The following is a 22,057-nucleotide window of genomic DNA, read 5'->3' as shown; positions in this document are numbered from 1 at the left end:
CTGTCTCTTCAGACGCTCACTGGTTCAGCACGTACACCGGCGCACCGTCCTCGGCCCCGCCCCGGGAGCGGATACAGGCGTGCCGGCGCAGCAGCCGCAGACACTCGTTGACGCGCCGCACCGAGAGACCCGTACGGGCCGCGATGGATTCGAGTGGCTCGCGCAGCTCGCCCTTTTCGACGAGGACGGGGGCGATCACGACGGCGACCGTCCACACGTCCTCCGTCACGGACAGCCGCTGCCGCCAGTCGGCCAGGACGGATTCCGTGGTGCGCGGCGCCGTGAGGTGGCCACCGGGCCTCCGACCGTCGAGGACGAGGGCGTCGATCCGGTCCGCGATGCGTTCCATGGCCCGGACCATGGCCTGTTGCACGGCGAGGGTGGCCTTCTGCGTGGCCAGAGTGTCCCTCTGGAGGCCCAGACTTTCCTTCTGGAGGGCCAGGCTGTCCCTCTGGAGGGTCAGAGTGTCCTTCTGGACGGTCAGAGTGTCCCTCTGGACGGTCAGCATCTCCCTTTGCAGTGCGATCGATTCGCGCTGTCCGTTCGCGAGCTCCTCGTCCAGCTGAAGGTTGTGCGTCTCCAGCCGGACGATGGCTTCCGCCACCTGTTCCGGCATGGCGTAGGCGATAGGAGCACCCGGATCGGCGGGCTGCACCTCAGCCTCTTCCAAGGTGTAGGAACCCTCCCGCTGGACCGTCTCGATCACCTCGGCGACCCACTGCTTGAAGGGGGCGCAGGCGGGCTTGGTGCAGGCGTTGACGAGGAGGATGAGACCTTGGAGAGAGATGACATTCAGGTCTCGGCGCCACTCCCTACCTGCGGGAATGCTGAGACCGTGACTTCCAGTCACGGTCTCAAGATTCTCTCGATGCGCCTCCGGGACGTGATCGAGGAGAGCCTTCTTGGGCGTGGTGTATCCGAGTTCCGTGCACACATCCACCGCCGGAAACCAGTGGGTCCCGTCCGGCATCGTCAGTCGACGGACACGCGCCCCTGTCGCCGCGTACACGAAGTCGCTGACATCGATCGCCTCATGCCGACGGGACGAGTCGGACTGCTTGCTGGGTTCGATCACCTGAACCACCTCCGCTCCGGAACGTAGAGCGGGGCAAACCGAATATGCCAACGGAAAGCGGGAACTTCACGATTGAGGGTGAAGCTTGCCTAAAACGGCAGACACCGGAACGGGGAGTCAGTCCTCATCGACCTGGATCAGTGCGATGAACTGGTGGCCTCACGCCGCCGGTTGTCATCGACAGCCGTCCGAGCGGACGTAGGGGCGGGCTGGGGCCAGTCGCTTCAGCAGCCGTGACAACTCATCGTCGCGGCGAGGCATTTCGACTTCCTCAGGCGGAGGGCCGTAGTCGGCACGTGGCGTGACAAGCCGCTCGGCGACCCGCGCCCGCCAGCCACTGGGTGAGTACGGCGCCGGTCGGTGCCAGGCGGCCGAATGGGCAGCTCCAGGCGTTCCCGTAGAACTGCCGTAGATTTACGACATGGTTACGGGGGAGAAGGCAGCAGCCCGCCATGCGAAGCCCAAAGCCGAGGCGGGTGTCGGGCGGGCATCTGTGCTGATGGCCGGCGGGACCGTCGTCTCGCGGGCCAGTGGGCTGATCCGGCAGGTGCTGCAAGGAGCGGCGCTCGGGACGGCGCAGTTCGCCTCCACGTACAACACTGCCAACACGGTGCCGACCAGCCTGTACACCCTGCTGATCGGCGGTGCGCTGAACGCCGTGCTGGTGCCGCAGCTGGTACGCGCGCGTGCCACGCACGCCGATGGCGGGCGGGCCTACGAGCAGCGGCTCATGACCCTCGTCGTCAGCGTGCTGGCCGTCGGGACGGCGCTCGCGGTGTGGTCGGCGCCGGAGATCGTGAGCCTGTACCTCCGGGACACGCCCAAGGAACATGACGCGTTCCGGCTGACCGTCGTCTTCGCCCGGTTCCTGCTCCCGCAGATCTTCTTCTACGGCCTGTTCGCCATCTACGGCCAGGTACTCAACGCCCGCGAGAAGTTCGGCGCGATGATGTGGACGCCGGTGCTCAACAACGTGGTGCTCGTGGCGATGTTCGGCGTCTATCTCGGGATGATGAGCGGCCCGAGCTCCATCGCCGACGTCACCGATACCCAGGTCCGCTGGCTCGGTGTCGGTACGACCCTCGGGATCGCCGTCCAGGCCCTCGCCCTGGTTCCCTTCGCGCGTGCCGCCGGTTTCCGGTTCCGGCCCCGGTTCGACTGGCGCGGCGCGGGGCTCGGCTCCGGGATCCACGCGGCCAAGTGGACGCTGCTGTTCGTGCTGACCAACCTGGTCGCCCTCACCGTCGTCACCAACTACGCCAACGCCGCAGACCAGCAGCTGCCGAACGCGGGCGTCGGCTACACGGCGTACAGCTACGCGCAGACCATCTGGATGCTGCCCCAGTCCATCGTCACCGTGTCCCTGGTCACGGCCCTGCTGCCGCGCATGAGCAAGGCGGCGGCCGAGGGGCGGATCGCCGACCTGCGCGCCGATCTGTCCCGGGCGCTGCGGGTCAGCGGGGTCGTGGTCGTCCCGGCCGCCTTCCTGTTCACCGTGCTCGGCCCGGACATCGCCACCCTCCTCTTCGCCCATGGCGCCGCCGACCCGGCCACCGCGCAGCCGCTCGGCCATATGCTCCAGGCTTTCGGGCTCGGACTGATCCCCTTCTCCGCGCAGTACCTGCTGCTGCGTGGCTTCTACGCCTTCGAGGACACCCGTACGCCGTTCTTCATGGCCGTGTGGATCGCGGTCGTCAACATCGCCCTCGCCACCGCCTGCCATCTGCTGCTGCCCGCGCGCTGGGCGGTCACCGGCATGGCCGGCGCCTACACCCTCTCCTACTTCGTCGGTCTCGCTCTCACTTCCCGGCTGCTGGCCCGCCGCACGGGCGGCCGTCTCGACGACGGCTCCCTGCGCGGCACGTACGCCAAGCTGCTGTGCGCCGGCGCCGGGGGCGCGGTGGCGGGCTGGGCGGCGGCCCGGGGCTGTGCCGGGGCTCTCGGACACGGTACGGCGGGTGCGATCCTGGCGACCACGGCCGGGACGCTCGCCCTGGCCCTCGTCTATGTGGTGCTGGCCCGGGTGCTGAAGGTCGGCGAGCTGCGGCGGCTGCCGGGTCTCGGCTGACACCGGACGCTCCCTTGAGAACGGGACCCTGACGTTGCATCAGGGGGCGGTCAGGGTGCTGTTGGGGATGTCACCGATGGTGGTGGTGTGGTGCCGGGCGGCACGCTGATGGCATGACGAAATCCGCTGCTGCTCGTCCCGGTTCTTCCCTCGTCCGCCGCGTCGCGGGTGTCGCCGGCGTCGCCCTCCTCGCCGGTACGGCGGCGGTGGGTGCGTCGGGTGTGGCCTACTCCGCGCCGGCCGCCGCCCCCGCCCCTCCGGCGGCTCCTTCCGTGCCCTCTTCCGTGGCCCCTTCCGCGACCGACTTCAGCGACTGCCCAGCCCTGCCCGAGGGGGTCGACCCGGCGCGGTGGAGATGCGAAGTGCACACTGCGGCACCGAAGCTGACCATGGGCAAGATCACGGTGACCCTCGCCCCGATCACCATGACGCACGCCGAGGGGCCGTTGCCGGACGGCGGCAAGGGGCAGGTGTGGGGTGCGATGCACAGCTCCCCGACCGCCGTACCGGGAGGCCTGACCGGCACCCCCGCGGGCGACCATGCGACCGCCCTGGGGCTGGCGATACAGCCGGAGTACGGGGGCCGGTCCGACTTCTACACCGGTCAGTTCAGCCTCCGCTTCCGGCTCCTGAGCCCGCTGCTGCCGCCTGGCTGCACCATCGGGGCCGACGAGCCCGTCGACTTCCAGCTGAAGCGCTCGGGGCCCTCCACGTGGATATCCGAGGACCCTCCGGTGATCGAGTTCTCGGCGTACGACGACACCTTCACCGCTCCGGCCGCCGGACACTGCGGACCGCTCACCGGAGCCCTCAACCGCCGGCTGGGCCTGCCGGCGGCCGAGGGGAACCTGATGTCGTACGACGCCTCGTACACCTTCACGACCTACGACCGGCTCCCGGCGAAGAACGGCCGCTGACCCCGCCCTCCGGTCAGGGCCGCGCTGTGCCGGACCGGCGGCCGGTTCAGCTCCGCCGGCGGAGTGCGTTCAGCAGGGCCGCACCCCGCTCGGCGTCGTCCACGCTGAACGCGAAGTCGCTACGGCGGCCCCGGGGGCGTACGACCAGGCAGTCGCCGGCGCGGAGCATGACCGTCGTGCCGAGGCCGCTGAGGCGGTAGCCCCAGCCGCCGACCTGGGAGGGCAGCCGCTGTTCGGCGTGGGCGGACTCGATGGCGGCCGGGGACCAGTGGCGGGCGGGCCAGCCGAGCGGGCCGAACGCCACCTCCAGGCCCGCTTCCGACACCTTCGCCCGGAGAGAGGAGAAGAGAGCACCGGCGAGGGCGGTGGCACCGCAGGCCACGCCCACCGGCCACAGGACGGCGGGGTCGGCCAGGCCGACGGCCAGGGCCACCAGGGCGCCGGCGGCGATCAGTCCGGTGGCCGCCGACAGCACTTGCAGCCAGGGGTTGGCCGCGTACGAGAACCACACCAGTCGCTGGCCCTCGGTTAGGTCCAGCTCGGGAGATGCGGGGATAGGGGAGGTGGAGGTGGCGCGGACGGTCATGCGCCAGGCGGCGGCCAGCGCGGCCGCCGTGAGGGCCAGGATCAGCACGATGACCCAGGCCGGCTGGCGGGCCTGGTGCCAGTCGGTGTGGTCGAGGTTCGCCCGGACGATGGACGCCTGCGCGCCGACGAGGACCACACCCGTGGGGGCCAGGGTCATCGCCCGCCAGGGGCGCACGGTCGTCGTTGTCCAGGAGCGGCGCCGGGGCACGGACACCACGAGGGCGAGCAGCAGCCAGACCCCGGCCGGGAACAGGGTGTCCGCCCACAGCGGCATCGAGCCGTCAGGGGCGGCGCCGCCGCTCCAGTGGGTGGCCAGCCGGTCCGGCAGCCGGCTGTGCGCGGCCCAGGGCAGGCCGGCGAGGAGGGCGGTGACGGCCGCGATCCACCCCGCGGTCCCCCAGCCCGCGGCCCGGCTCCGGCCGCCTTTCAGATCGTCCCCGTCCGTCATGGTGTCGTCCCCCGGATCATGTCGATGAGGTCGGTGCGGCTGTAGCCGAGCCGGGATGCCTCCGCGACCAGCTCCCGCACCCTGATCTGCAGTCCTGAGCGCCGGGCGGCCCCCTCGGCGACGGTGATCCCGCGGCCCCGGCGGAACTCCAGCAGGCCTTCGTCCCGCAGTTCGCGCAGGCCGCGCAGGACCGTGTTGACGTTGATGTCCAGGGCCTCGGAGAGATCGCGGGCCGAGGGCAGGCGGTCGCCGGCGCGGCACTCGCCCTCGGCGACGGCCCGCCGGATCGCCGCCGCGACCTGCTCGTGCAGGGGGCGGGTGTCGGTCTTGTCCAGACGCAGCAGCATGGTGCCAATGACGCTAGCACCATTCGCTTCATCTGGCGATGCGTTCAACGCCTCCCTGATGGGGGCCTGACGGGGTTCCGGGCAGCAGAACGGGCCCGCCGCTCGTCGCGACGGGCCCGTGGGTGTCTGAGGTGGCGTCAGCCGAGCCGGGCGAAACTGTAGTTGAGGAGCTTCGTGGCGTCCGTGGCGCGCTGTGCGTACGTGGTGGAGGCCAGGACGGTGCCGATGACCGTCTTGCCGTTGCGGGTGGCGGCGAAGACGAGGCACGCACCGGCCTCGGGGCCGGAGCCGGTCTTCACGCCGATGGTGCCGCTGTAGCTGGAGAGCAGCGTGTTGGTGTTGGTCCACGTCTGCATCGTGCGGATGCTGCCCGTCTTGGTGACCGTCTTGGCGGTGTACGCCTTGGTCTTGACGATCGCGCGGAAGGTGGCGTTCTTCATCGCGCTGCTGGCGATCTTCGTCAGGTCGCGCGGCGTCGAGTAGTTGTTGCCGTTGCCGATGCCGTCGAACGAGTCGAAGTGGGTGTTCTTCAGGCCCAGGCTGCTGGCGGCGGCGTTCATCTTGCCGATGAAGTTCTTCACGCGCGCGTCGCGGGTGGTGCCGGAGCCGTAGGTGTCGGCGAGTGCGTAGGCGGCGTCGCAGCCGGACGGCAGCATCAGGCCGTACAGCAGCTGGCGGACGGTGACCTTGTCGCCGACGATCAGGTGCGCCTGGGAGGCGTTGTTCTTGACGACGTAGTCGCTGTAGATCTTCTGGATCGTCACCTGCTTGTCGAGGTTGAGGTTCGACTGCGCGAGCACGACCTTGGCGGTCATGATCTTGGTGGTGGATCCGGTGGAGCGACGCGTGTCCGCTGTCTTGTTGTACAGCGTCGCGCCGTTCGCGTTGTTCATGACGTAGCCACCCTTGGCCACGATCGAGGGCGCCGTGACGGCCTGCGCGGGAACCGCGGTGAGGGCACCGGTCGCGAGCAGTGCGCCGGAGGTGACGGCGACGGCGGCGCCTCTGCGGATGCGGGTCCTGCGGGTGCCGTGAATGCCGGTAATCAAAGTGAGATACCCCGATTGTCTTGAATGCCCCAGAAATGCGGCCGAGTTGAGATGGCAAGAGCAGGGGGCCGCATAGGTGTGACACGTAAGTAGCACAGATGGTTGTGCGGTTGGCGCCGGTGATTTCGGTCACGTCCGCATGATGGACGCCTCCCCCGCATGCGTACGTGTTGTATCTATCCTGTGGGCATGAACACGGCCGTCCAGCAGCCCGCCCCACCGATGAACCGCCCCATGAAGCAGCCGACGAACCAGCCGGAGACCCGGTCGATGAAGCAGCCTCCCGCGGCCGACCGCGTCTACACACACGTCAAGCAGGGTGTTCTCGACCGTCGTTACGAGGGCGGGACCCTGCTCACCGAGGGTGAGCTGGCCGAGGCCGTCGGGGTCTCGCGCACGCCGGTGCGCGAGGCGTTGCTGCGGCTGGAGGTCGAGGGCCTGATCCGGCTCTACCCGAAGAAGGGCGCCCTCGTGCTGCCCGTCTCCGCGCAGGAGATCGCCGACGTCGTGGAGACCCGGCTGCTGGTCGAGGAGCACGCGGCGCGCAAGGCCGTACCCGCGCCGCCGGGCCTGCTGGAGCGGCTGGCCGAGCTGCTGGAGCGGCAGAAGGCGCAGGCCGCCGCCGGTGATCTGGCCGCGGCCGCGGTGACCGACCGGGCCTTTCACGCCGAGATCGTGCGCAGCGGCGGCAACGAGATCCTGTCCCGGCTCTACGACCAGCTGCGCGACCGCCAGCTGCGGATGGGCGTCGCCATCATGCACTCGCACCCGGACCGGATCGCCAAGACGCTCGCCGAGCACGAGGAGATCCTGGACGCGCTGCGCGCCGGGGACGCGGACGCGGCCGTCGGGGTCGTGCACCGGCATGTGAGCTGGTTCTCGCATCTCGCGCGGGGTGAGGTGCGATGAGCGCCACCAGCAGCAAGGCCACCCTCCCGGGTGACCCGCCGGGCGGCCGACGCGCCGTCACCGTGTGGTCCATAGGCGTCGCCGTCTACTTCGTCGCCGTCATCTTCCGTACGTCACTGGGCGTCGCGGGCCTGGACGCGGCCGACCGCTTCCACGTCAACGCCTCCGCGCTGTCCACGTTCTCCATACTCCAGCTGCTGGTCTACGCCGGCATGCAGATACCCGTCGGGCTGCTGGTCGACCGGCTCGGCACGAAGAAGGTACTGAGCATCGGCGCCGTGCTGTTCACGGCCGGGCAGCTCGGCTTCGCCTTCTCGCCGTCGTACGGCACCGCACTCGCCTCCCGGGCGCTGCTGGGCTGCGGGGACGCGATGACCTTCATCAGCGTGCTGCGGCTCGGCACCCGCTGGTTCCCGGCCCGGCGCGGGCCGCTGGTCGCGCAGCTCGCGGGGCTGGCCGGCATGGCGGGCAACCTGGTCTCCACCCTGGTCATCGCCCGGCTGCTCCACGGCATCGGCTGGACCCCGGCGTTCGCGGGCAGCGCGCTCGCGGGGGTCGTGGTGCTGGTGCTGACGCTGCTGTTCCTGCAGGACCATCCCGAGGGGTACGAGCCGGAGCCGTCGCCGCATCAGGGTGCGGCGTATGTGCGGCGGCAGATCGCGGCGGCCTGGCGGGAGCCGGGGACGCGGCTGGGGCTGTGGGTGCACTTCACCACTCAGTTCCCGGCGATGGTGTTCCTGCTGCTGTGGGGCATGCCGTTCCTGGTGCAGGCGCAGGGGCTGAGCCGGGCCACGGCCGGTGAGCTGCTGACGCTGGTCGTGCTGGCCAACATGGTGATCGGGCTCGTCTACGGGCAGATCGTCGCCCGGCACCATGCGGCGCGGCTGCCGCTGGCGTTGGGGACGGTGGGGGCGACGGCGCTGCTGTGGGCCGGGACGCTGGTGTATCCCGGCGCGCATGCGCCGATGTGGCTGTTGGTGGTGCTGTGTGCGGTGCTCGGGGCGTGTGGGCCGGCGTCGATGCTCGGCTTCGATTTCGCTCGGCCGGCCAACCCGCCCGAGCGGCAGGGGACGGCGTCGGGGATCACCAACATGGGTGGGTTCATCGCCTCGATGACGACGTTGTTCGCGGTCGGGGTGCTGCTGGATGCCACCGGTGACGATTACGGCGTGGCGTTCTCCGCGGTGTTCGTGTTGCAGGCGCTGGGGGTTAGCCAGATCCTGCGGCTCCGTGGGCGGGCTGCTCGGCGTGAGCGTGAGCGGCTTGTCGCGAGCCGGGTGGAGACGGTGCACGTGCCTGCGGCGTAGCCGTGTTCTCCCACCCGCGCACCGCCCGTTTCCAGTTGGTCGAGAGGCTGGACGACCTGCTGTGGTGCCCGCCGTCGGCGGCTGCCCGTCACGGCATCGCCCACGGCGTCACCACCCAGCCCACCCGTTACGGCGTCACCACCCAGCTCACGCGCTACTGAATCTCCGGCAGGCCCCACGCGCTACAGCGTCTCCGCGACGCCCCACGCGCTACAGCGTCTCCACCCGGCCCATCCGTTATGACGTCTCCGCGAGGCCCCACAGCTACAGCGTCTCCGCCAAACCCATCCGTTACGGTCACCGCCCAGCCCGTCCGCTATGGCGTCTCCACCCAGCCCACGCGCTACGACATCTCCGCGAAGCCCCACCCGCTACAGCGTCTCCGCCAAGCTCCACGCGCTACGGCGTCACCGTCGAGCCCGTAGGCTGCGGCATCACGCCAAGCCCGCCGGCTACGGCGTCTACGCCAAGCCCCACCCGCTGTGGACTCACCGCGAAGTTCCGCCCGGTACGGCGTCAGCGCGAAGCCCCGCCTGTTACGGCGTCACCGCGAAGTTCCGCAGGATCGCGGCCGTCAGTTCCGGGTCGCCCTCTGTTTTCACTCGGTCTGTGGCTGCTTCCGGGGTGATGCGACCGCAGGACAGGCGGACGTAGGTTTCCCAGTCGAGGGTGAGGGTGGCGGCGGGGCCGAGGGCCGGGGCTGTTTCGAGGGTGCCGCGGCCCTGGATGTCGACGCGGATCGTGCGCAGGAACTCCACCGGGCCGTGCACGTCGAAGACGATCGCCGAGCTGCGCGGGGCGCCGGCGTCCTTCGCCACCACCTTGGGGAGTGCTTCGAGGAGGACATCGCGGGCCACGTGCGCGCCCGGTGAGTCGAGGTTGCCGGGGCGGCCCAGGGCGGTGCGCAGGTCCTGTTCGTGCACCCAGACGTCGAACGCCCGGGTGCGGTAGGCCTCTTCCAGAGTGATGTCCTTGCCGAGCGGCCCGCGCACCGTGGTGTCGGGGTCGCGGGACTCGTTGCGCAGCTGGCGGTTGCGGCGGATGACCGTGTACTCCAGCTCGGCCGTCATCTCCGGCCCGGTGTGATGCCGGCGGCTGTCCACCTGCATCTCCATGTACCGCTGGTGCTCGGTCCGGACGTGGAAGAGGTCACGCGGCAGGGAGTGGATCGGGCGCGGGTCGCCGAGCATCTCGCAGTCCATGCCGATCACGTGGGACACGACGTCGCGCACCGACCAACCCGGGCAGGGGGTCCGCCGGTTCCACTCGCCCTCGACGAGCGACTGGACCATCTCGGATATCGCGTCGATGGAGTGCGTCCAGGCGTCGGCGTAGGGCTGGAGGGTGGGATGCAGACTCACGGAACGGGACCCCTCGGCGGTCGGTACACGGGCAGGTTGCGGCGGCGTTGCCAGCGGGCGGCGGCGGCACGGCGGCGGGTGTCTGAGTGGCTAAGTTACGCTGCCTTCAGGCACCCCGGCAGTGCTTTCGTGTGACGATCGTAGGCCTGTGTGGACGACTCGAATGCCAGGACGGTGGTAGTGTGCGCGCCTCGCTGATCCAGATCGCCGTGAACGAGGACGAATCGGTCGACTCCCGGCGGCACCGGGCGGCCGCGCTGGTCCGCCGGCAGGCCGGGTCCGATCTCGTCGTCCTGCCCGAGCTGTGGACCACCGGTGCCTTCGCCTACGAGGACTTCACCCGCGAGGCCGAGCCGCTCGACGGGCCGACGTACGAGGTCATGGCCAAGGCCGCGAGTGACGCCGGGGTGTGGCTGCACGCCGGATCGATCCCCGAGCGAGACCCGGACGGGCCCGTCTACAACACCTCTCTCGTCTTCTCTCCCTCCGGCGAGTTGGCCGCCGCCTACCGCAAGATCCACCGCTTCGGCTTCGACAAGGGTGAGGCCGTGCTGATGGGCGCCGGGCAGGCGCTGGTGACGGTCCGGCTGCCCGAGACCACGCTGGGCCTGGCCACCTGCTACGACCTCCGTTTCCCCGAGCTCTTCCGCGCACTGGTCGACGCCGGCGCCGAGACCTTCGTACTCCCCGCGGGCTGGCCCGAGCGGCGGCGGGCGCACTGGACGCTGCTGGCTCAGGCGCGGGCGGTGGAGAACCAGGCGTTCGTGCTCGCCTGTGGAACGGCCGGGACCCACGCGGGGGTTCCGCAGGCGGGTCACTCGATCGTGGTGGATCCGTGGGGCGAGGTGCTCGCCGAGGCGGGCCCGGACGAGGAGGTCCTCACGGTCGACTTCGACCCGGCGAAGGCGGCGGCCACCCGCGAGCAGTTCCCGGTCCTGAAGGACCGGGTGCTCGGCCTGCGACCGCCCCGGTAGTCCGCCTTCAGCCCGCCTTCAGTCCTCCTCCCGCTCCTTCTCCGCCAAGTGGATCACGCACACCGCCACCGCGATCAGCAGCGCCGGGTCCGTGTCCTCCCGCACGACGTCGACGCCGTAGGTCTCGCGCAGGTGCAGCCAGCGGCGGGAGACGACCGCGAGGAGTTCGCCGTCGTACTCGACGACGAACTCGCGGTCCAGGATCTTTCCACTGACGTCCAGCTCGATGCCGTCCGCCATGGTGACCCGGTAGTGGTTGCGCAGCAGGGACAGCCGCTTGCGCTTGATCCTGGCCAGGCCCTCGCCGTCCCGCTCGATCACCATCGTGTCGCGCAGGGCGAACATCTTCTGGTGGATGTCGATCAGGACGCGGCCATGGGTGTCCTTCAGCTCGAAGGTGTCCCGCAGCCGCATCGCCTTGCCGTCGACGAGGTACACCTTGCGGCCGTGCTCGTCCTCGATCCAGTAGTCCTCACCGATGCCGAGGAGCCGGTCGCGTACGTGGAATCTCATGCGGGTACCGTTCCCCGCCGCCTGCCCGCCATCACCGGCTCGCCGGTCCGAAGCGTCTGCGGTACGCCGATGGGCTCAGGCCCGTCTCGCGGCGCAGGCGGGCCCGCAGGTTGGCCGCCGTACCGAGGCCGCTGCGGGCCGCGACGACGTCCAGGCGCTCCTCGCCGCGCTCGATCAGCCGGCAGGCCAGCGCCACGCGCTCGCCGGTGAGCCAGGCCAGCGGGGTCGTGCCCAGCTGGGCACGGAAGCGGCGGTGCAGGGTGGCGGGGCTGACGAGCGCGCGGGCCGCCAGGTCGGCCACGGTCAGCGGTTCGTCCAGCCGTTCCTGCGCCCAGGCCAGCAGCGGGCCGAGCGACTCGTCGGGCACGTGCGGCAGCGGGCGCTCGACGAACTGCCGCTGGTCGCCGTCCCGGTGAGCGGCGAAGACCAGGCGCCGGGAGACGTGGTTGGCGATCTCCGCGCCGTGGTCCCGGCGCACGATGTGCAGGCCCAGGTCGAGCGCCGAGGCGCTGCCGGAGGCGGTGAGGATGTCGCCGTCGTCCACGAAGAGCACGTCCGGCTCCAGTCGTACCGCCGGGAAGCGGGTGCGGAAGGACTGCTCCCACATCCAGTGGCAGGCCGCCCGGCGCCCGTCCAGCAGCCCGGCTTCCGCGATCGTGAACGCGCCGGAGCAGAACCCGACGAGCCGGGCACCACGCGCGTGTGCCCGGCGTACGACGTCCAGTACGCGCTCCGCGCGCGGGACCTCGGTGTCGGGCCGGTTCGGCACGATCAGCGTGTCGGCATCCTCGGCGGCCTCCAGCCCGGCCACCCCGGTGAGCGTGAAGAAACCGTCCCGCATCCGGGTCAGCGGGTCGGCCGCGCACAGCTGGAAGTCGTACAGCTCCCGGCCGAGTTCGGGCCGGGGCAGCCCGAAGATCTCGATGGCGCAGCTCATCTCGAAGGGGTTGGAGTTCTCGTCGACCACCAGCACGACACGGTGCGAGGATCCTTGCGGCATGTGCTATTCCTAGCACTCGTCGGCCGTCCCGCCGCCCCCGACGATGAACCCATGGAACCCACGGAACCCACGCAGCCCGTCCCCCTGGACAAGGCCCTCGCCTCCTTCGACGAGTGCTGGAGCCCCCGCATCGTCGCCGCCGTCAACGACTACGACGTCCGTCTCGCCAAGTTCGAGGGCGAGCACGTCTGGCACGTGCACGAGGACACCGACGAGTTCTTCCTGGTCCTCGACGGCGAGGTGCACATCGGTCTGCGCGAGCCGGCCGGGGAGCGCACGGTCGTGCTGACCAAGGGATCGTTGTTCACCGTCCCGCGCGGCACCTGGCACAAGCCGTCCGCCCCCCGGCGCGCCGAAGTACTCCTCTTCGAGCCCACCAACACCCTCTCGGTCGGCGACCGGCACGAGGAGGTGCCCGACTACGTGGACGTCACCACCGGCCACGCCCTGACGTAGGCATGCGCCAAGTTCATTACCTTTGACTCTGCTGTTCGTTCACAGAGTGAGCAACTCTGGGAGGGGATGTGCAGCAGGCGGACACCCATGCCGATCTCTACCTACGGCTGTCACTGGACCGGGAAGGGAAGACGGCGATCGAGCGGCAGGAGGCCGATTGCCGGGCCTGGGCCGAGCAGCATGGCCTGTTGGTTCGTCAGGTACATGTAGACCGAGGCAGATCTGGCTACAAGCATGTGACGCGGAAGGGATTCGACGCGGCCAGGAACGCGGTTACGTCGGGTGCCGTACGGACCTTGATCGTCTGGAAGCTGGATCGCCTGAGCCGAAAAGGGACCGCCGAAGTCGGACCGCTCCTGTGCGAGTTCGACAAGGTCGGCGGACGGTTGGTCTCTGTCATGAACAGGCTGGATTCGACGAATTCCGGGGACCGGCTGGCCATGGCCTCGCTGTCCGAGTGGGCACGTACCGAGGCTGAGACGCAAGGTGAACGCATTCGTCACGCCAAGCAGTACCTGCGTGGCCGAGGTAGGTGGATCGGTGGGCAGCCGCCCTACGGGCTGCGTATCGACCCCGGCTCCGGACGATTGACGCCGGACCCCGAGACCTCGGTGTACGCACGTCTGATCGCCGATGAGGCACTTGCGGGGCAGTCCCTCGTAAGGATCGCGCGGTTGCTGAACGAGCACGAGGTCGCCGCATCCAGAGGCGGTTTGTGGCAAGTGGGTTCGTTGTCCCAGCTCCTCAGGGCCCCGGCCTTCGCAGGCCTCCTTCCGGAAACGGAGACTGTCTGGGACGAGGAGCGTTGCTTCCGGAAGTACACCAGCGTCGTCCGCCCGTACCGGGATCCGCACACCGGTTGCCCTGTCATCGTGGGTGAGGGAATCGTCACGGTGGAGGAACAGCAGTGGATCGTCGCTGCGCTGGAATCCAGGACCCGGCTCCGGGGCGATGGTCTCAGGCGTCCGGTCCGCAGGGCTGCTCATCTCCTCACCGGACTGCTGTTCTGTGCCGTCGACGGCTGTGGTACACGCATGAGCAAGAACGGCACCTCGTACGTGTGTCAGGGCGTGCGGCTGGGACACACCTGCCCAGGAGCCAGGGCGATGGCCGTCCGTGTCGAGGAAGCGGTGGCCGATGCATTTCTGAGCAGGAATCCGACGCTTGTGGCGCAGTGGGAGGGGAGCGAGGTACAGGGAAGACGAGGTCTCCTCTTCGCCGCAGTGGAAAGGGTATGGGTGACCAGGGCTCCGGGCAGGGGGCGACGGTTCGATCCCGAGAAACGGCTTCGGATCCTCTGGGCAGGTGAAAGCCACGAGGAATAGCTGGGACACAGGTGTGGTTGGCCTGGATCATGGCAAAGCACGCACGCGTTCGCGCGCCCGAACTGACCGGCAAGGGCGGCTGGATCAACACGGGTGACAAGGAGCTCGGTCTCGCCGAGCTTCGAGGACGCATCGTAATTGTTGATTTTTGGACATTTTGTTGCGTGAATTGCCTGCATGTCCTGGATGAGTTGCGCGAGTTGGAGGAGAGACACCGGGACACGGTGGTGGTCATCGGTGTGCACTCCCCGAAGTTCGTGCACGAGGCGGAGCACCAGGCGGTCGTGGACGCGGTCGAGCGGTACGGCGTGGAGCACCCGGTGCTGGACGACCCGGAGCTGGCCACCTGGAAGCAGTACGCGGTGCGCGCGTGGCCGACGCTGGTCGTCATCGACCCCGAGGGCTACGTCGTCGCCCAGCACGCGGGCGAGGGCCATGCGCACGCCATCGAGCGGCTGGTCGAGGAGCTGGAGGCGGAGCACGCGGCGAAGGGCACCCTGCGCCGCGGCGACGGCCCGTACGTGCCGCCGGAGCCGGAGCCGACGACCCTGCGCTTCCCGGGCAAGGTCCTGCTTCTTCCGTCCGGGAACTTCCTGGTCAGCGACACCACCCGGCACCAGCTGGTGGAGCTGGCCGAGGACGCGGAGACCGTCGTACGGCGCATCGGCTCCGGTGCGCGCGGTTTCACGGACGGCGGCCCCGAGGAGGCGTCCTTCAACGAGCCGCAGGGTCTCGCGCTCCTCGACGACGGCTCGGTGGTCGTGGCCGACACCGTCAACCACGCGCTGCGCCGCCTGGACCTCGCCACGGGCGCGGTGACCACCCTGGCCGGCACCGGCCGGCAGTGGTGGCAGGGCTCCCCCACCTCGGGCCCGGCCCGCGAGGTGGACCTGTCCTCGCCGTGGGACGTGGCGGTCTTCGGCGGCCGGGTGTGGATCGCCATGGCCGGGGTGCACCAGCTGTGGACGTACGATCCGGCCGGCGCGACCGTGTCCGTGGCGGCGGGCACCACCAACGAGGGCCTGGTGGACGGCCCTGGCGCCGAGGCCTGGTTCGCCCAGCCCTCCGGCCTCGCGGCCACCGCCGGCCGGCTGTGGCTGGCCGACTCCGAGACGAGCGCCCTGCGCTGGGTGGACCCGGACGGGCACGTCCACACCGCCGTCGGCACCGGCCTGTTCGACTTCGGCCACCGGGACGGTGCCGCCGGGCAGGCCCTGTTCCAGCACCCGCTGGGCGTCACCGCGCTGCCGGACGGCTCGGTCGCGGTCGCCGACACCTACAACCACGCCCTGCGCCGCTACGACCCCGCGACCGGTGAGGTCACCACGCTCGCCACCGATCTGCGCGAGCCCAGCGACGCCGTGCTCGTCGGCGCGGACATCGTGGTCGTGGAGTCGGCCCGGCACCGGCTGACCCGGCTGCGGCTGCCGGAGGAGGCGGTGCGGGTGGAGTCGGTCGCCCACCGTACCCAGCGCGCGGCGACCGAGGTGGCCCCCGGCCGCCTCCGCCTGGACGTGATCTTCCAGGCCCCGGCGGGCCAGAAGCTGGACACGCGGTACGGCCCCTCGACGCGCCTGCTGGTCTCCTCGACCCCGCCCGAGCTGCTGCTCAAGGGGGAGGGCGCGGACACGGACCTAGGGCGTGAGCTGGAGCTGAACCCCGCCGTGCCCGAAGGGGTGTTGCACGTCTCGGCGATGGCGGCGAGCTGCGACGACGATGTGGCCAACGAGTACCCCGCCTGCCATGTCCATCAGCAGGACTGGGGTGTTCCGGTCCGGCTCATAGCGGGCGGGGCGGAGCGGCTGCCGCTCGTCCTGGCCGGGATGGACGAGCAGTAGCCGGGCGTTGCCGTCAGACGCCGTAGCCGTCGTGGTAGCCGTCGACATGGTGGTGGCGGTGGGCTTCCTCCTCCACCACCGGTGTCGTCGGCGGGACCACGACCCGCCGGCGCCGCGCGATCCCTGTGAACGTCACGACGCCGATCAGTCCCACGGCCATCAGGATCAGCCCGACGACCGGGAGGTTGACGCCCTTCATGTGCCAGTCGGTCGCGAACGTCAGGATGGCTCCCGCGGCGAGGAGGATGATGCATCCGCCGAGCCCCATGGGAATTCGCCTCCCTTTCCGGTTCCGGAATCTCCGGTGCCGGCCGGGTACCCGGCGGTTCGCGAACTAGCCCTCCAGGAAGGCCGTGAGGGCGTTCGCCAGCAGGAACGGGTCGTCGGCGCCGCACAGTTCGCGGGCGCTGTGCATCGACAGGATCGCCACGCCGATGTCGACCGTGCGGATGCCGTGCCGGGCCGCGGTGATCGGGCCGATCGTGGTGCCGCACGGCATGGAGTTGTTGGAGACGAACGACTGGAAGGGGACGTTCGCCTTCTCGCAGGCAGCGGCGAAGATGGCGCGGCCCGAACCGTCCGTGGCGTAGCGGTTGTTGACGTTGACCTTGAGGATGGGGCCGCCGTTGACCCGGGGGTGATGGGTGGGGTCGTGGCGCTCGGCGTAGTTGGGGTGGACGGCGTGGCCCGTGTCGGAGGACAGACAGACCGTGCCGGCGAAGGCGCGGGCCCGGTCCTCGTAGGAGCCGCCGCGCGCGTAGACCGAGCGCTCTAGGACCGATCCGAGCAGCGGGCCGTCGGCGCCGGTGTCCGACTGGGAGCCGTTCTCCTCGTGGTCGAACGCGGCCAGCACGGGGATACGGGTGAGCGGGGCGCCGGAGGTCGCGACGGCGGCCAGGGCGGCCGCGCCCGCGTGCACCGACAGCAGGTTGTCCATGCGCGGCCCGGCGAGCAGCTCGCGGTCCCGGCCGAGGTAGGCCGGCGGTTCCACGGGGTGCACCATCAGGTCCCAGCCCGCCACGGAACCGGCCGCCAGGCCCGCCTCCTGCTCCAGGAAGGCGATCAGGTCCCCTTCGCGCACGTCGTCGCCGAGGCCCCACACGGGCTGGAGGTGCCGCTGCTTGTCGAGCTTGAGGCCCTCCGTGGAGACCGAGCGGTCCAGGTGGATGGCGAGTTGGGGCACGCGCAGCAGCGGGCGGTCCACGTTCACCAGGACCGAGGAGCCGTCGCGCAGGGTGAGGCGGCCGGCCAGGCCCAGGTCGCGGTCCAGCCAGGAGTTCATCAGCGGGCCGCCGTAGATCTCGACGGCGACCTGGCGCCAGCCGTGTGCCCCGGTGTCCGGCCGCGGCTTGATGCGCAGGTTGGGGGAGTCGGTGTGGGCGCCGATGATGTGGAAGGGGGTGTGCGGTTCGCCGCCCTCGGGGACGTACCAGGCGACGATCGCACCGCCGCGCAGCACGTACTTGCCGCCGCTCGTCCCCTCCCAGGCGTCCGTCTCCGCGACCTGCCGGAAGCCCGCCTTCTCCAGCCGCTCCGCGGTGGTGGCCACCGCGTGGTACGGCGACGCTCCGGCCGCCAGGAAGGACATCAGGTCGTCGGTGTGGCCGCGGTCGAAGCGGGCTGGTGCGCTCATGGGGTTCACCTTAACGACGTGCACGGGCTCGCTCCCGGTATGGGAGCGAGCCCGTGGGACCGAATCGACGGGACTAGAACGCGGCCTCGTCCAGCTCCATCAGGTCCAGCTCGACATTCCCGGCGACCTTGCGGGCCAGGGTGACGCCCGGCAGGACGTTCGCCGCGAAGAACTTCGCCGCGGCGATCTTGCCGGTGTAGAAGGCCTGGTCCTTCGCCGAGGCGGTGGCCAGCTTCTCGGCGGCGATCGCGGCGCCCTTGAGCAGCAGGTAGCCGACGACGACGTCACCGGAGGCCATGAGCAGGCGGGTGGTGTTCAGGCCCACCTTGTAGATGTTCTTGGTGTCCTGCTCGGTGGCCGCGAGGTCGGTCAGCATGAGGCCGACGATCGCCTCCAGCTCCACGGCGGCCTTGGCCAGGTGCTCACGGGCGCCGGCCAGCTCCTCGCCGCCGGTGCCGAGCGCCAGGAACTTCTTGATGTCCTCGGCGAGGGCGTTCAGCGCGGCGCCCTGGTTGCGGACGATCTTCCGGAAGAAGAAGTCCTGGCCCTGGATCGCCGTGGTGCCCTCGTACAGGGTGTCGATCTTGGAGTCCCGGATGTACTGCTCGATCGGGTACTCCTGCAGGAAGCCGGAGCCGCCGAAGGTCTGCAGCGACTGGGCGAGCTGCTCGTAGCCCTTCTCGGAGCCGTAGCCCTTGACGATGGGCAGCAGCAGGTCGTTCAGCGCGTGCTCGGCGGAGGCGTCCTCGCCGTTCGCCTCCTTGACCTGGATCGCGTCCTGGACCGAGGCGGTGTACAGCACCAGGGCGCGCATGCCCTCCGCGTACGCCTTCTGCGTGATCAGCGAGCGGCGCACGTCCGGGTGGTGGGTGATGGTGACCTTGGGCGCGCTCTTGTCCATGAAGTTCGCCAGGTCGGGACCCTGGACGCGCTCCTTGGCGTACTCCAGCGCGTTCAGGTAGCCCGTGGACAGCGTGGAGATCGCCTTCGTGCCGACCATCATGCGGGCGAACTCGATGATGCGGAACATCTGGCGGATGCCGTCGTGCTTGTCGCCGATGAGCCAGCCCTTGGCGGGGTGCTGGTCGCCGAAGGTCATCTCGCAGGTGTTGGAGGCCTTCAGGCCCATCTTGTGCTCGACGTTGGTGGCGTAGACGCCGTTGCGCTCGCCCAGCTCGCCGGTCTCGAAGTCGAAGGTGTACTTCGGCACGAGGAACAGGGACAGGCCCTTGGTGCCGGGGCCGGCGCCCTCGGGGCGGGCGAGGACGTAGTGGAGGATGTTCTCCGACATGTCATGCTCACCGGAGGTGATGAAGCGCTTCACGCCCTCGATGTGCCAGGAGCCGTCCTCCTGCTGGACCGCCTTGGTGCGGCCGGCGCCCACGTCGGAGCCCGCGTCGGGCTCGGTGAGCACCATCGTGGAGCCCCACTGCTTCTCCACGGCGATCTTGGCGATGTGCTTCTGGACCTCGTTGCCCTCCTCGAAGAGGATGCCGGCGAAGGCCGGGCCCGAGGAGTACATCCACACGGCCGGGTTGGCGCCCAGGATCAGCTCGGCGTAGGCCCAGATCAGGGAGCGCGGCGAGGTGGTGCCGCCGATCTCCTCGGGCAGGCCGAGCCGCCAGTACTCGGAGTCCATGAAGGCCTGGTAGCTCTTCTTGAAGGATGCCGGGACGGGCGCGGTGTTGGTCTCCGGGTCGAAGACCGGCGGGTTGCGGTCGGCGTCGGCGAAGGACTCGGCCAGCTCGTTCTCGGAGAGGCGGGTCAGCTCCTCCAGGACGCTCTTGGCGGTGTCGACGTCCATCTCCTCGAACGGGCCGGTGCCGTACACCTTGTCGCGCCCCAGTACCTCGAAGAGGTTGAACTCGATGTCGCGGAGATTCGACTTGTAGTGCCCCATGGCGACGGCTCCGTAGAGGGATCGGCGAGGCACTGTCTCCTCGCAACCTAAGTTCACGTACCAACAAGTAGCTACGATGATGCTACCCGTCGGTAATAAGACGCAACCCCTATGGCTCCGAGTGTGAGAAGGGTCTACTCGGCCCCGCTCGCCGGCAGCGCCGCCCGCCGGCCAGGGCACCCGGGGCCCGGCCGGCGAGGCCACCAGGATGGGTGCGGTGATCCGGGCGAGGTCCGCGGTCACGTCCAGCCGCTCCACCGGCTCCACCAGCTCCGCTGTCCCCGCCGGCAACCCCGCCCCGGTCTCCTTCGCGGCAGTCCCCAGCGCCGCCGGGTCCAGTGCCTCCAGCGCGGCGGGGCTCAGGCGATGCGCGAGCAGGAACTGACCCGGCCGGCCGGGATCGCCCGCCTCGACAAGCTCCCGCCACACCCGCGCGGTCAGCCGCACCTGCGCGTCCGCGCGGGCGAAGGGCGCGGTCGGCACCAGCGAGGTCACCCGCTCCGGATGCCGCGCGGCCGGCCGGAGCGCCACCGCGCCGCCCAGTGAGTATCCCGAGAGGGTGAACCGGAACCGGTGCCGGACATGACGTGCCCCCGAGTGCGCTCTCCGTAGTGAATCTGTAGTGGTCACTAAAGAAACCGTAGCAAGATTCCCTAGCGATTGCTATATAAATCTGCCGTCACCCATCCGGACGCCCTCGCTCGGTACGCTTGCGCCCATGTACGGATACGGCCAGCCCATGGACGGCGGCGCTGCTCAGCAGCAGTACGCCCCGCCGCAGCAGCAGATGCCGGGCGGTGTCGGCGGGTACGGTCAGCAGCCGCCGCTCTACCCGGAGCCGTCCCCGCCCTCCCTCGCGGACGCGGTGCGCGCCTTCACCACCGGGCAGATGTCCGCCGAGGACTTCCAGCAGATCTTCGCCACGTCGAAGGTGTACTGCCCGCGCGGCGACACCCCCGGCTTCCTCGCCCTGCACAACACCCAGCAGCCGGTGATCCCGATGTTCACCTCGCTCAAGGAGCTGCGCCGGTACGCGGGCAAGGAGTCCAAGTACTTCGTGATCACGGGGGCGGAGGTCATCGATCTCCTTCCGACCGGCTACGGCTTCGTCCTGGACATGGAGGGCGAGCACCGGATGGTGTTCGACGCGAAGGCGGTCGAGCAGATGGTCGACTTCGCGATGCGCCGGATGTACGGCGGCTGAGCCGGCGTGTTCCACGCGACCCCGGGCCCGGAGGGAATTCCCTCCGGGCTCTCTCTGTTACGGGTGGCAGAAAGTTCAACGCTCAACTAAAGTGGGCCCACAAGGAGGTACCGACCATGCCTGCAGTGACCGTCGAGAACCCGTTGACGCTCCCCCGCGTGACCGCGCCGGCTGACGCCGTGGCCCGCCCCGTGCTGGCCGTCACGACCGCGCCGAGCGGCTTCGAGGGCGAGGGTTTCCCGGTGCGCCGGGCGTTCGCCGGGATCAACTACCGCCACCTCGACCCGTTCATCATGATGGATCAGATGGGAGAGGTGGAGTACGCGCCGGGCGAGCCCAAGGGCACCCCGTGGCATCCGCATCGTGGCTTCGAGACCGTCACCTACATCATCGACGGCATATTCGACCACCAGGACAGCAACGGCGGTGGCGGCACCATCACCAACGGCGACACCCAGTGGATGACCGCGGGCTCGGGACTGCTGCACATCGAGGCCCCGCCGGAGTCCCTCGTCGTGTCCGGCGGTCTCTTCCACGGCCTCCAGCTGTGGGTGAACCTGCCCGCCAAGGACAAGATGATGGCCCCGAGGTACCAGGACATCCGGGGTGGCCAGGTGCAGCTGCTCACCTCGCCCGACGGCGGCGCGCTGCTGCGGGTCATCGCGGGTGAGCTGGACGGCCACCAGGGTCCCGGCATCACGCACACGCCGATCACGATGATCCACGCGACCCTCGCCCCGGGCGCGGAGATCACCCTGCCCTGGCGGGAGGACTTCAACGGCCTGGCCTACGTCCTCGCGGGCCGCGGCAGTGTCGGTACGGACCGTCGGCCGGTGCACCTCGGCCAGACCGCGGTGTTCGGCGCCGGGTCCTCGCTGACCGTCCGCGCGGACGAGCGGCAGGACAGCCACACCCCGGACCTGGAGGTCGTCCTCCTCGGCGGACAGCCGATCCGTGAGCCCATGGCCCACTACGGCCCGTTCGTCATGAACACCCGCGAGGAACTCCAGCAGGCCTTCGAGGACTTCCAGAAGGGCAGGCTGGGCACCGTTCCCGCGGTGCACGGCATGACCGAGAGCGGTCCGCAGGGCTGACGGCGACGACGGGGCCGGGTGGGGGCCGGGCGGGCCTCACCCACCCGGCCC

The 22,057-nt window shown here is 70.0% G+C and carries 21 protein-coding genes; 11 read left to right on the top strand and 10 right to left on the bottom strand.

What is annotated here, in order from left to right; all coding sequences use genetic code 11:
* Nucleotides 1-16: 16 nt before the first annotated feature.
* Nucleotides 17-1,075: a BRO-N domain-containing protein gene (locus tag O1G22_RS20615; RefSeq protein ID WP_270082692.1), complete on the bottom strand. Its 1,059-nt coding sequence runs from the start codon at nucleotides 1,073-1,075 to the stop codon at nucleotides 17-19.
* Nucleotides 1,076-1,496: 421 nt separating this feature from the next.
* Between O1G22_RS20615 and murJ the strand changes: the two genes are divergently transcribed.
* Together murJ and O1G22_RS20605 are read left to right on the top strand one after the other, a co-directional pair.
* Nucleotides 1,497-3,143 carry a murein biosynthesis integral membrane protein MurJ gene (gene murJ, locus O1G22_RS20610; protein ID WP_270082691.1) on the top strand — a complete coding sequence of 549 codons (1,647 nt, stop codon included), beginning with the start codon at nucleotides 1,497-1,499 and terminating at the stop codon, nucleotides 3,141-3,143.
* A 113-nt stretch (nucleotides 3,144-3,256) separates the two neighbouring features.
* Complete coding sequence (locus O1G22_RS20605; protein WP_270082690.1) at nucleotides 3,257-4,060, top strand: hypothetical protein; 804 nt, start codon at nucleotides 3,257-3,259, stop codon at nucleotides 4,058-4,060.
* Nucleotides 4,061-4,106: 46 nt separating this feature from the next.
* Here the strand turns inward: O1G22_RS20605 and O1G22_RS20600 are convergent, their stop codons facing one another.
* The 3 genes from O1G22_RS20600 to O1G22_RS20590 all read right to left on the bottom strand — a co-directional run bounded on the left by O1G22_RS20600 (nucleotide 4,107) and on the right by O1G22_RS20590 (nucleotide 6,492).
* Nucleotides 4,107-5,096, bottom strand: a complete 990-nt coding sequence (locus tag O1G22_RS20600) for an SdpI family protein (protein ID WP_270082689.1) — start codon at nucleotides 5,094-5,096, stop codon at nucleotides 4,107-4,109.
* A complete protein-coding gene (locus O1G22_RS20595) occupies nucleotides 5,093-5,443 on the bottom strand; it encodes a GntR family transcriptional regulator (protein WP_270082688.1) in 351 nt (116 codons plus the stop codon). The genes O1G22_RS20600 and O1G22_RS20595 overlap by 4 nt, the downstream gene beginning before the upstream one ends.
* Nucleotides 5,444-5,580: 137 nt before the next feature.
* The gene (locus tag O1G22_RS20590; protein ID WP_270082687.1) at nucleotides 5,581-6,492 is read right to left on the bottom strand and encodes a D-alanyl-D-alanine carboxypeptidase family protein; all 912 of its coding nucleotides are present in this window, start codon (nucleotides 6,490-6,492) and stop codon (nucleotides 5,581-5,583) included.
* A 234-nt stretch (nucleotides 6,493-6,726) separates the two neighbouring features.
* Here O1G22_RS20590 and O1G22_RS20585 point away from each other — a divergent pair, with 234 nt between their 5' ends.
* Genes O1G22_RS20585 through O1G22_RS20575 form a run of 3 tightly spaced genes read left to right on the top strand, consistent with a single transcriptional unit; the run spans nucleotide 6,727 to nucleotide 8,869 of the window.
* A complete protein-coding gene (locus tag O1G22_RS20585) occupies nucleotides 6,727-7,401 on the top strand; it encodes a GntR family transcriptional regulator (protein WP_270086480.1) in 675 nt (224 codons plus the stop codon).
* On the top strand, nucleotides 7,398-8,708 hold the full coding sequence (locus O1G22_RS20580) for an MFS transporter (RefSeq protein WP_270082686.1): 1,311 nt from the start codon (nucleotides 7,398-7,400) through the stop codon (nucleotides 8,706-8,708). Before O1G22_RS20585 ends, O1G22_RS20580 begins: the two co-directional genes overlap by 4 nt.
* Nucleotides 8,709-8,710: 2 nt before the next feature.
* Nucleotides 8,711-8,869, top strand: a complete 159-nt coding sequence (locus tag O1G22_RS20575; RefSeq protein WP_270082685.1) for a hypothetical protein — start codon at nucleotides 8,711-8,713, stop codon at nucleotides 8,867-8,869.
* A gap of 375 nt (nucleotides 8,870-9,244) precedes the next feature.
* On the opposite strand, the gene O1G22_RS20570 is transcribed toward O1G22_RS20575, so the two are convergent.
* Nucleotides 9,245-10,069, bottom strand: a complete 825-nt coding sequence (locus tag O1G22_RS20570; RefSeq protein WP_225100245.1) for a maleylpyruvate isomerase family mycothiol-dependent enzyme — start codon at nucleotides 10,067-10,069, stop codon at nucleotides 9,245-9,247.
* A 182-nt stretch (nucleotides 10,070-10,251) separates the two neighbouring features.
* On the opposite strand from O1G22_RS20570, the gene O1G22_RS20565 reads away from it, so the two are divergent.
* Nucleotides 10,252-11,043 (top strand): carbon-nitrogen family hydrolase, encoded by a 792-nt coding sequence (locus O1G22_RS20565; RefSeq protein ID WP_270082684.1) that lies wholly within the window; start codon nucleotides 10,252-10,254, stop codon nucleotides 11,041-11,043.
* Between the two features lie 18 nt (nucleotides 11,044-11,061).
* On the opposite strand, the gene O1G22_RS20560 is transcribed toward O1G22_RS20565, so the two are convergent.
* Together O1G22_RS20560 and O1G22_RS20555 are read right to left on the bottom strand one after the other, a co-directional pair.
* Nucleotides 11,062-11,556 carry an LURP-one-related/scramblase family protein gene (locus tag O1G22_RS20560; RefSeq protein WP_270082683.1) on the bottom strand — a complete coding sequence of 165 codons (495 nt, stop codon included), beginning with the start codon at nucleotides 11,554-11,556 and terminating at the stop codon, nucleotides 11,062-11,064.
* 31 nt (nucleotides 11,557-11,587) lie between these two features.
* Nucleotides 11,588-12,556, bottom strand: a complete 969-nt coding sequence (locus O1G22_RS20555; RefSeq protein ID WP_270082682.1) for a GlxA family transcriptional regulator — start codon at nucleotides 12,554-12,556, stop codon at nucleotides 11,588-11,590.
* Between the two features lie 51 nt (nucleotides 12,557-12,607).
* On the opposite strand from O1G22_RS20555, the gene O1G22_RS20550 reads away from it, so the two are divergent.
* The 3 genes from O1G22_RS20550 (at nucleotide 12,608) to O1G22_RS20540 (ending at nucleotide 16,175) form a co-directional block, all read left to right on the top strand.
* Entirely contained in the window at nucleotides 12,608-13,012 is a 405-nt protein-coding gene (locus O1G22_RS20550; RefSeq protein WP_270082681.1) for a cupin domain-containing protein, read from the top strand.
* A 68-nt stretch (nucleotides 13,013-13,080) separates the two neighbouring features.
* The gene (locus O1G22_RS20545) at nucleotides 13,081-14,337 is read left to right on the top strand and encodes a recombinase family protein (RefSeq protein ID WP_270082680.1); all 1,257 of its coding nucleotides are present in this window, start codon (nucleotides 13,081-13,083) and stop codon (nucleotides 14,335-14,337) included.
* 29 nt (nucleotides 14,338-14,366) lie between these two features.
* Nucleotides 14,367-16,175: an NHL domain-containing thioredoxin family protein gene (locus tag O1G22_RS20540; protein WP_270082679.1), complete on the top strand. Its 1,809-nt coding sequence runs from the start codon at nucleotides 14,367-14,369 to the stop codon at nucleotides 16,173-16,175.
* A 13-nt stretch (nucleotides 16,176-16,188) separates the two neighbouring features.
* Here the strand turns inward: O1G22_RS20540 and O1G22_RS20535 are convergent, their stop codons facing one another.
* The 3 genes from O1G22_RS20535 to O1G22_RS20525 all read right to left on the bottom strand — a co-directional run bounded on the left by O1G22_RS20535 (nucleotide 16,189) and on the right by O1G22_RS20525 (nucleotide 19,708).
* On the bottom strand, nucleotides 16,189-16,443 hold the full coding sequence (locus tag O1G22_RS20535; RefSeq protein WP_270082678.1) for a DUF6458 family protein: 255 nt from the start codon (nucleotides 16,441-16,443) through the stop codon (nucleotides 16,189-16,191).
* A gap of 66 nt (nucleotides 16,444-16,509) precedes the next feature.
* The gene (locus O1G22_RS20530; protein ID WP_270082677.1) at nucleotides 16,510-17,808 is read right to left on the bottom strand and encodes a M18 family aminopeptidase; all 1,299 of its coding nucleotides are present in this window, start codon (nucleotides 17,806-17,808) and stop codon (nucleotides 16,510-16,512) included.
* Between the two features lie 73 nt (nucleotides 17,809-17,881).
* The gene (locus O1G22_RS20525) at nucleotides 17,882-19,708 is read right to left on the bottom strand and encodes an acyl-CoA dehydrogenase (RefSeq protein WP_270086479.1); all 1,827 of its coding nucleotides are present in this window, start codon (nucleotides 19,706-19,708) and stop codon (nucleotides 17,882-17,884) included.
* 718 nt (nucleotides 19,709-20,426) lie between these two features.
* On the opposite strand from O1G22_RS20525, the gene O1G22_RS20520 reads away from it, so the two are divergent.
* Nucleotides 20,427-20,912 (top strand): SseB family protein, encoded by a 486-nt coding sequence (locus tag O1G22_RS20520; protein ID WP_225100237.1) that lies wholly within the window; start codon nucleotides 20,427-20,429, stop codon nucleotides 20,910-20,912.
* A gap of 116 nt (nucleotides 20,913-21,028) precedes the next feature.
* Nucleotides 21,029-22,006: a pirin family protein gene (locus tag O1G22_RS20515; protein ID WP_270082676.1), complete on the top strand. Its 978-nt coding sequence runs from the start codon at nucleotides 21,029-21,031 to the stop codon at nucleotides 22,004-22,006.
* Nucleotides 22,007-22,057 lie beyond the last annotated feature (51 nt).

It is taken from the genome of Streptomyces camelliae (assembly GCF_027625935.1).
GTDB lineage: Bacteria > Actinomycetota > Actinomycetes > Streptomycetales > Streptomycetaceae > Streptomyces > Streptomyces camelliae.
Note: the sequence above shows the minus strand (reverse complement) of the source record. Positions and strands in the feature narration are given on the sequence as shown.